This is a genomic window from Oleiphilus sp. HI0079 (assembly GCF_001635105.1).
In genome coordinates this window covers 1-4,413 of record NZ_LWFT01000748.1, presented here as the reverse complement: position 1 = coordinate 4,413, position 4,413 = coordinate 1, and the positions used below count along the sequence as shown (strand labels likewise).

Here is a 4,413-nt window from a genome sequence, read left to right as displayed (position 1 = left end):
CATTATTAGACGCTATTCCCGAGTAGTACTGGCGAGCACACTCCATGGCTATGAGGGAAGCGGTCGCGGCTTTGACCTGAAACTCCATAAAATACTCGAGCGCTGCAAGCAGCAGCCTAAGTTCTTGACGCTGGAAGAGCCGATTCGCTGGGCGAGCAGCTGTGCTCTGGAAAAAACCATCAATGACGCCTTTATTCTTAATGCGCCATTTGACAAATTGGAGCCATCTAAGGCCGATGATACGCCAACGACAACCTGGTTTCGGCCAACGGATTTACATAACAAAGAACAAGAGATTCGCACAGTCTTCTCTCTGCTCGTTTTGGCACACTATCAAACGCGACCTTCAGATTTGGCACTATTACTCGATAGCCCTTCGCTACACATTGCTGTAATGCAAACAGCTGGGGGCATAGCCGCAGCCGCCTTGTGCATAGATGAAGACATACCGGAGGCGCAAGATGCGCTTCTAGCTGATGACATCTTGTCGGGCAAACGCCGCCTCAAAGGACGCTTACTGCCCCAAGCCCTTGCCAGCTTTTACTCAGACAGCCGTTGGCTGCAGCAACGCTCGCTGCGTGTCATGCGCATTGTAGTTCATCCTACGCAACAAAATCATGGTCTAGGAAGCGCCCTACTGAAGCAGGTTCACGAGTATGCACAACAAAATACATTCTCTGCCTGCACCGTAAGTTTTGGCGCTGATGCAGAGCTATTGCGTTTCTGGCAACGTGCCGGCTATCGATGCCTACGCCTCAGCTACAAAGCCGATGCCTCTAGCGGCTTAAGGTCGGCAATGCTGGTAAACCCCTTGGAGCGAAAAACAACCTCGTTATGCGACCAGCATCAAGGGTATTTCCACCAACATTTGATCAGTGGGTTAGCGCATTTCTACAAAGACATTGACCCAAAGTTAATCGCAGGACTGCTAACTGAAATCGACACTAAGCCCCTGCACGCTAAACTCGATACGTCCGCGCTTAACAAACTGCATCGCTTCGCCGAATCAAAATCAGCACCTTGGGACTGCTGGCCGGAGCTACAAAGTCTTATAGTACTGTCTTGTACTGAACCATCGGCAAAGGAGAACACAGACATGACAGGTCTGATTCGCTATATCTTGTTGGGAGATGATGGCGTTGTTTCGGAGGAAGGTGGCAAGAAAGCCTGGGAAAGACATCTAAGAGAAGCGACGAAAGCGCTTCTCTTACTCGATCGCGATTCAAACTAAATGGTAAAACTCGATCCGCAGCCGCAGGTTGTCGTCGCATTTGGATTATTGATTACAAACTGAGCGCCTTTTAGACCTTCGCTGTAATCGACTGTCGAACCAACGAGGTACTGATACGACATCGGGTCAACAACAAGATTCACCCCCATGTTCTCAATCACCGTATCGTCGTCGGCTAACTCTTCATCAAAAGAAAAGCCATACTGAAACCCCGAACAGCCACCTCCAGTCACGTAAACACGTAACTTCAATGCTGGGTTTTCTTCCTCTTCTATCAAGTTCTTTACCTTGGTTGCTGCCGCATCGGTAAAGATCAATGGAGAAGGGATATGTGACTGGACAACGCTCATCGGAACTCCTGACTGCTCTCTCGGCCGGCAATTATCTGCTTATCCGACAAATTTAGTCAAGTATTCCTATTTACTTGCGGACGAACTAACAGCCTTAAGCTCTATGGCATCACTACCCGTCGGTTCGTTTTGCTTCTTTGGGGCATCGTTCTCGTGCCTCTCTGGCTCTTTGCGATGCACAAGATTACCGTTTACTTCGGCACCCATCGCCATCTCAATAAGGTGGTAATAGACGTTACCTTTTATCGATGCGTTCTCCGCGAGCTCTATATGGCTCGATGCATAGACGTCACCATGAACGGTGCCATTAATGATGATATGCGGTGCATAAACATCGCCATCGATCTCACCAATATCACTGATACGTACGACGGCCTCATTGTCCTCAGATGCGCGAATCGTGCCTTTCACGAAACCATCAATATGTAGGCCACCGGCAAACTGAAGATCGCCGTCGATGGTTGTTTTACTGCTGATCAGGGTATCAAATGTCGCGCTATGCGCCTTCGATACAGACTTGCGTTTATTCTTTCCCCACATAGAAACCTCTTAACTGTCGGTAGCCGGTGCTTCACTACTCTCTGACTTCGTGTAGTCAGGAAGCAACTCTAGCCACGCACTATTTAATTCTATCCTTGAAGCATTTTTACCCTTACTTTGGGCAACCACTTGAATTTGCTCTGGCTCAAACCCTTCCGGCAAAGAAATCTTGCCATCAAACTCCTGAAAGTATTTAAAACGAAACTTCATACCCAGCTCTTGAACAGACGAAACATCGCGCAACGGTATGACGACACTTTCAGAATCCTGCTTGCCAACCAGATTTACCGCAACCACACCTTGGATATAGCTCCGACGGCTGGCGACTTGTGCCAATACAATCTTGTAAGCATAGCGCCTGTTTTGCTCTAGTGCCGCTAATTCGATCGATTGAATTTGTAAGCCTTTGTTATTCTTCGACGGGGCCATAATACTTTGATAAAACGTCACGTCTTTTTGTAGCTGGGCAATCCGTTCTCTCAACTGCCCAATCGTCGCCTGAATTTCCTGCTTCGCGCGCTCGTTGATCGCATCGCTTTGCCTAAAATTCTCTACCTGCTGTTTTAATAGTGCGTTCTCTTCAAGCACCTCTCGGTGCTGGTCCGACAAAGAAGAGAGGCTCTCTACCGCCGCCTGATGGCGAATTTGCATCTCAAATACGCCAATGTAATAAGCGGCACTCGCACAAACCAAGGCCAACAGCGCAACCTGAATACTCAGTTTTCGTCGTCGACCGGGCTTGTGCCGAACCAGGACCATTTTGTCATGAGCGCTGTGCTTGGCCATTGGTCTAAGGGCTCAGTGGAACAAGTTGAAGACCACAGGTTTCATCAAAACCAAACATAATATTCATATTCTGAACTGCTTGTCCGGACGCGCCTTTGACGAGATTGTCGATAACCGAACTAATAATCAACAAGTCACTGCCTTCTTGTTTGTGAATTGCCATACGACAAATATTTGAGCCCTTGACACTGCGGGTTTCCGGCAAAGAACCGAGCGGCATGACATCGACAAATGGCTCATTTGAGTAGCGCTGTTCAAATAAATGCTGAAACTCTTCCAAATTCAATGCTTTACCTGCTTCGTTCAGCGGAGCATAAAGGGTCGCCTCTATGCCTCGAATCATCGGCACAAGATGCGGCACAAAAGTCAGAGAAACAGCCTCTCCTGCTGCCCAGCTCAAACCCTGCTCAATCTCAGGACGATGGCGATGGCCGCTAATACCATAAGCCTTAAAGCTGTCAGCACTTTCGGCAAACAAACTACCAACGCTCGCTTTTCGTCCTGCACCGCTCAAGCCAGACTTCGCATCCGCGATCAAATTCTCCAATGTGACTAGTTTGTTCTCGAGCAGCGGAACGAGACCAAGCTGTATTGCGGTCGGATAGCAGCCGGGGCAAGCAAGAATTCGCGCCGAACGGATTTCAGAACGATTGACCTCAGGCAATCCATAGACGGCCTCGTCAATAAGCTGGGGGCTGTTATGCGGCTGCTGATACCACTGTTCCCAAGTCGCCTGGTCTTTGATACGAAAATCAGCTGAGAGATCAACAACACGGGCTCCAATCGCAAGAATATCTGCCATCATTGATTGAGCAACACCGTGCGGCGTCGCAAAGAAGATGACATCACAGCCATTTAGGTTCGCCGCCGTTGGCTCACAAAACGCAGTATCAACAAAGCCCCTCAAATTCGGGAACATATCACTAACAGCAGTCCCTGCATCACTTCGCGAGCATACGGCATGAACTTCAACTTCAGGATGCAAAGCCAATAGCCTAAGTAATTCGGAGCCTGTATATCCGGTCGCCCCAACTATTCCCGCCTTAATCACTCGATACTCCTATTTCTTGAACCAAATAGAGCACATTGTAGCATGCCGCCTAAGGAAAAATGATGCCGTTCTTTAACGTATAACGGCGAACAGGTTAGAATAAGAGGCACCCATCCACCGATAACCCTTGGTCAGCAAATCTTATGCCTTTTGGAGCAAAGCTCGACACCTACAAGCACGGTTTTCGTGAACGTTTGGGCGCAGCGGATGCCCTTCCTCAGCTCGCTTTATTGGGTTTTTTCGTTGGGATAATCACCACGCTTGTAATTATCTTGTTTCGCTGGAGCATAGAATCGGCGTTATCGCTTTACCTCCCAGAGGGCGACCCTGAAAACTTTGAAGGCCTGTCCGAATTATTGAGGATCACATTACCTCTCGGCGGCGCTATTCTTATCGGCGCTATCTGGTTCAAGATTGGCGTTCTTTATCGAAAGACGGGGGTCACCTATGTCATG

General features: G+C 48.7%; 5 protein-coding genes and 1 pseudogene. 2 read left to right on the top strand and 4 right to left on the bottom strand.

Annotated elements, in window-relative coordinates; all coding sequences use genetic code 11:
- On the top strand, positions 1-1,231 hold a 1,231-nt coding region (locus A3750_RS13880), incomplete at its 5' end, for a GNAT family N-acetyltransferase (protein ID WP_156498585.1).
- Here the strand turns inward: A3750_RS13880 and erpA are convergent.
- The 4 genes from erpA to argC form a co-directional block, all read right to left on the bottom strand.
- The gene (gene erpA / locus A3750_RS13875; protein WP_068458547.1) at positions 1,228-1,581 is read right to left on the bottom strand and encodes an iron-sulfur cluster insertion protein ErpA; all 354 of its coding nucleotides are present in this window, start codon (positions 1,579-1,581) and stop codon (positions 1,228-1,230) included. The genes A3750_RS13880 and erpA overlap by 4 nt on opposite strands.
- A gap of 66 nt (positions 1,582-1,647) precedes the next feature.
- Positions 1,648-2,121, bottom strand: coding sequence for a polymer-forming cytoskeletal protein (locus A3750_RS13870; protein WP_068458548.1), 474 nt, complete (start codon positions 2,119-2,121; stop codon positions 1,648-1,650).
- A gap of 9 nt (positions 2,122-2,130) precedes the next feature.
- Positions 2,131-2,907 carry a DUF6776 family protein gene (locus tag A3750_RS13865; RefSeq protein WP_068458549.1) on the bottom strand — a complete coding sequence of 259 codons (777 nt, stop codon included), beginning with the start codon at positions 2,905-2,907 and terminating at the stop codon, positions 2,131-2,133.
- A 4-nt stretch (positions 2,908-2,911) separates the two neighbouring features.
- On the bottom strand, positions 2,912-3,958 hold the full coding sequence (gene argC / locus A3750_RS13860; RefSeq protein WP_068458550.1) for an N-acetyl-gamma-glutamyl-phosphate reductase: 1,047 nt from the start codon (positions 3,956-3,958) through the stop codon (positions 2,912-2,914).
- A 143-nt stretch (positions 3,959-4,101) separates the two neighbouring features.
- On the opposite strand from argC, the pseudogene A3750_RS13855 reads away from it, so the two are divergent.
- Positions 4,102-4,413: pseudogene (locus tag A3750_RS13855) on the top strand (chloride channel protein); the annotation flags it as partial.